The sequence below is a fragment of the Bacillus cereus group sp. BfR-BA-01381 genome (assembly GCF_022663555.1).
Lineage (GTDB): Bacteria > Bacillota > Bacilli > Bacillales > Bacillaceae_G > Bacillus_A > Bacillus_A pacificus.
Genome location: NZ_JAKUFR010000159.1, coordinates 1 through 5,214, shown reverse-complemented (window position 1 = coordinate 5,214; position 5,214 = coordinate 1). Strand labels below are relative to the sequence as shown.

Sequence of the window (5,214 nt, the reverse complement as noted above, 5' to 3'; positions counted from 1 at the left end):
ATCAGGAGATAAGACATTTAGAGAGGTTTTAAAGCTTATACGAGAGACTTCTTTAGAAGCTTACGCTCATCAGGATGTCCCATTCGAGAAATTAGTGGAAGAAATACATCCGGAGAGAGAGATGGGGTATTCACCTTTATTTAACGTAATGTTTGTTGTTCAAAATGATTCTACAAAAATAGTAAAGAGTTCGGATGTGAATTTAGTACCATTTGAAATTCACACTGAAACAGCAAAGTTTGATATGACATTATGTGTACATGAAGACACGGAAGGGCTCATAGTAGAAATTGAATATAATACTAATTTATTTTTTGCAGACACGATAAAAAGAATGATAAATCACTTTAATAATTTGATACAAGCTTTTTTAGAAAATCCTAATCAATCAATTTCAACTCTATCAATATTAACGGAGAAGGAAAGATATCAATTATTAACTGAATGGAACAATACTGAAGTCACCTACCAAGATAATCATTGTTTACACCATTTATTTGAAGAACAGGTTATAAGGACACCTGAAAATATAGCGGTAGTTTATCAAGATAAAACGCTAACCTATGATGAATTGAATAAAAAAGCAAATCAACTAGCTCATTACTTAAAAATGAAGGGTGTAGGTCCAGACATTCCAGTAGGTATACGTGTAGAACGGTCTTTAGACTTAGTAATTTCCATATTGGGGGTTCTAAAGGCAGGTGGAGCGTATGTACCTTTAGAAATCGATGCTCCATCTACTCGAATAGCTCAAATATTAGAAGATTCCAAGTCAAAGGTATGTCTTACTCAGGGGCATTTGAATGATGTTTTTCCGAATGAAGTTATTGTAGTTTGTATTGATAAAGATTCAAAAGAAATAGAGGATTATCCAGAGTATTCACCTGAAACTAATGTTACGGCTGAACATTTAGTTTCAATTTATTACACATCAGGATCTACCGGTAAGCCAAAAGGAGTTGCAAATATTCATAGGGGATGGGTTAACCGTATGAATTGGATGCAACGTAGATATCAGTTGAAGGAAACCGAAACGGTTTTACAAAAAACTACTTTGACTTTTGATGATGCTGCAGTAGAGTTTTTCTGGCCTTTGATGGTGGGGGGAAGAATTGCAATGCTTGAACCAGAGCTTCATAAAGACCCTCAAGCCATTTTAAATGCAGCGGTTAATTATGAGGTAGCGGTATTACAATTTGTTCCTAGTATGTTAACGGCCTTTCTTGATAGTGTAGATCAAAAAAGTCAAATTAAATTAACTTCTCTTCGACATGTAATATCAAGTGGTGAAGCGCTTCATCCAGAAGTTGTAAAAATGTTTTTTGAACGAATTAGATGTAATTTGTACAATCAGTGGGGAGCTACAGAAGTTTCAATTGATTCTACTGCCCATGTATGTTCCCTTAGTGAAGCAAATCAAGAGGTTATTGTGCCTGTTGGTCGTCCGATTGACAATAATCAAGTTTATATATTAGACAAACATTTACAACCGGTTCCAATAGGTGTTGCAGGGGATTTATATTTAAGCGGAGTTGGATTGGCAAGAGGGTACCTCAATGATCCTAAACGTACTAATGAAGCTTTTATTTCAAATCCATTTGTATCTAATACCCTTATGTATAAAACAGGAGATAAAGGATACTATCGATCAGATGGAGCTATCGTATTTTTAGGACGTTTAGATAATCAAGTGAAAATTAGAGGTATTCGTATAGAATTAGGTGAAATCGAAACTGTTCTTATGGAACATTTAGCAGTAAGAGAGGCAACAGTTATAGCAATTAGTAATAGTGTAGGTGAAAAACGACTTGTGGCATACTTGGTTATAAAACAGGGGAATAGCCCTACTCGACAAGAATTAAGGAGTTTCTTGAAAGAAAAATTACCTGAATATATGCATCCTTCCGCATATGTATTTCTAGATTCATTCCCATTAACAACGAGTGGAAAAGTTGATCGTAAATGTTTACCAGTTCCTGACCTAAGTAAAATAGAAACAGAACAAAAGTATGTGGCTCCTAGTAATGAAGAGGAAATTTTATTGGTAGATATCTGGAAACAAGTTCTTGGTATTGAGAAGATTGGCATACATGATAACTTTTTTGAACTTGGGGGACATTCTTTATTAGCTACACAAGTAATCTCTAAAATTCGTAAAATATTTGAAGTTAATATTCCGGTAAGAGCAATTTTTGAAAAACCTACCATATTAGAGTTAGGTAAGGAAATTGTAGAGTATATTATTCAAGAAATAGACCAATTAACTGAAGAAGAGACTAATAAGTTACTTAAATAATAAAAAAGGGGAATAGAAACATGGGAGATGGCATGGTAACAAATCAGAAAAATCTTTCAGAAGCAAAACGAGCTTTGTTAAAAAAAAGATTACGTGGGAAAAAAATAAATAATGATCCAATTATTCCTAAGCGTGTACACCAGGAAGCTATTCCTTTATCTTTTGCTCAGAATCGATTATGGTTTTTTGATCAATTGGAAAAAGAGAGTGCATTGTATAATATTCCAATTACACTACATCTAACCGGTAATCTCGATATAAAAGTGTTGGAACAAAGTATAAATGAAATTATAAGAAGGCATGAGATACTTAGAACTACTTTTGATGAAGTAGAAAATAAACCTGTACAGGTGATTAACGGGTTTCAGAAAAGAAGTATTCTTTGTTCAGATTTGACAGAATATCGAGATGAAGTAAAGAAACTTCAAATGGATATTCTGATTAGAGAAGAGGCATGCAAACCCTTTAATTTAAAACAGGGCCCTCTATTTCGAGTTAATCTATTAAAGATAAACTCATATGAATACGTTTTAATGTTAAATATGCATCATATTATTTCAGACGGCTGGTCAACAGGTATATTTACGAAAGAGTTATCTATATTATATGAGGATTTCTCCAATCAGAGATCCTCATCTTTACCAGAATTGCCAATTCAATATGCAGATTTTGCAGTCTGGCAAAGAGAATGGTTACAAGGAGAGGTTCTGGAGAAACAGCTTTCATATTGGAAAAAACAACTAAATGGAGATTTACCGATACTAAATTTACCAACGGATAGACCAAGGTCCGCTAAGCAAACATATAAAGGAGCATTTATAGATTTTGCACTTTCTAAAGACTTAGCTGAAAAAGTTAGAAACTTAAGTCAACAAGAAGGGGTCACTGAATTCATGACTCTGTTAGCGGTGTTTAAGACATTAATTTATCGTTATACGGGTCAAGAAGATATTTTAGTGGGGTCTCCAATTGCTAATCGAAATTATGAAGAAATTGAAAATTTAATTGGTTTTTTTGTTAATACACTTGTGATACGTACGCCTATAAATGGAAATATGAAATTTAGAGAACTGTTAGCTAACATACGTGAGGAGTCACTAGAAAGCTATAGTCATCAAGATTTTCCTTTTGAGAAGCTAGTTGAAGTTTTGCAGCCTAATCGAGATATGAGTACTTCACCAATATTTCAAGTTATGTTTGTGTTACAGAATGCTTCTATGAAGAATTTAGAAATGTCAGGAATAAAGATTGAACAACTTGAGATTCATAGTGGCACATCCAAATTTGATTTAACTTTATCTATGATGGAAGAAGAGACGATACTCTCGGGTTCAATAGAATATAATACAGAGCTCTTTAATCAAGATACAATTGAAAAAATGATTGAGCACTTTACTTTGTTATTAGAGGGGATTGTAGAAAATCCAAATCAATGTTTGATTGAGCTTCCTCTTTTAACAGATTACGAACAACAAATGTTGTTGGAGTGGAATAAGACTGAAACAGAATATCCAAAAGATGAATGTGTACATCAATTATTCCAGGGGCAAGTAGAATTGTATCCGGATACAATTGCTGTAACTTATGAAGATAAGCATATATCGTACAGTGAACTGAATTATAAGGCAAATCAATTGGCCCATTATTTAAAAAGATTTGGCGTAGGTCCAGATGTATTAGTTGGAATTCATATGGAACGCTCTGTAGATATGATAATTGGGTTACTAGGAATTTTAAAAGCTGGCGGAGCGTATGTTCCTCTAGATACGACATATCCAAAAGAGCGATTGGCGTTTATGTTAGAAGACTCGAAGGTGCCAATTTTACTCACACAAGAGCGATTAGTAGAAGGGCTTCCTGAACATAATAGTAAGATAGTTTCTATAGATACAGATTGGATAAATATATCCAAAGAAAGTAGTAGAAACTTAGATGTTAATACTACTCCAGAAAATTTAGCTTATATTATCTATACTTCAGGATCTACAGGTAGACCAAAAGGGGTATGTGTTCCTCATAAAGCAATTAATCGATTAGTTTGTAATACAAACTATGTAACGTTCCAACATTCGTTCAAAGTGGCTCAAGCTTCAAATACTTCTTTTGACGCGGCAACTTTTGAAATTTGGGGTGCTCTATTAAATGGGGCTGAGTTGATAGGAATCACAAAAGATATCATACTTTCTCCAAGAAGTTTCGCGGAGGAGATTAAAAATCAAGGAATAAATATACTGTTTTTAACACCCGCTCTGTTTAATCAAATTGTGAGTGAGGTGCCAACGGCATTCCAGTCTATACAATATGTAGTATTGGGTGGTGATGTTATTGATCCAAAGGCGATAAAGCAGGTATTTAAGTATGGCTCACCTGAAAATCTGTTGAATGGATATGGTCCTACAGAGAATACAACCTTCTCTACATGGTATTCAATACAAGAAACATTGGAAGAGGGAAAAACAATCCCTATTGGTCGACCTATTTCTAATACTCAAACATACATTTTGGATAATAAATTACAATTAGTTCCGATAGGAATTCCAGGAGAATTATATGTTGGAGGAGAGGGAGTAGCACGTGGATATTTAAATCAACCAGAGTTAACAGAAGAAAAGTTTATTCTTAATCCTTTTGTTTCAGATTCCAAAGCTCGTTTGTACAAGACTGGGGACTTAGTTCGCTATTTACCAGATGGAAATATTGAATTTTTGGGCCGAATTGACAATCAAGTGAAAATCCGAGGTTTTCGAATCGAACTTTTTGAAATAGAAAGCATATTAGGAGAACATCAAGCTGTTCAGGAAACAGTAGTTATGGCACGCATTGATAAGGAAACTAAAGATAAATATTTGGTAGGTTATGTAATTTTAAAACAGGAATATGAGTTATCTGTGTTTGAACTAAGGAATTATCTGAAAGAA

2 protein-coding genes are annotated in these 5,214 nt (G+C 33.9%); both read left to right on the top strand.

What is annotated here, in order from left to right; translation table 11 throughout:
• The coding region (locus MR079_RS27495; RefSeq protein ID WP_242295006.1) for a non-ribosomal peptide synthetase at positions 1-2,296 on the top strand (2,296 nt) is incomplete at its 5' end.
• A 20-nt stretch (positions 2,297-2,316) separates the two neighbouring features.
• The coding region (locus tag MR079_RS27490; RefSeq protein ID WP_242295005.1) for a non-ribosomal peptide synthetase at positions 2,317-5,214 on the top strand (2,898 nt) is incomplete at its 3' end.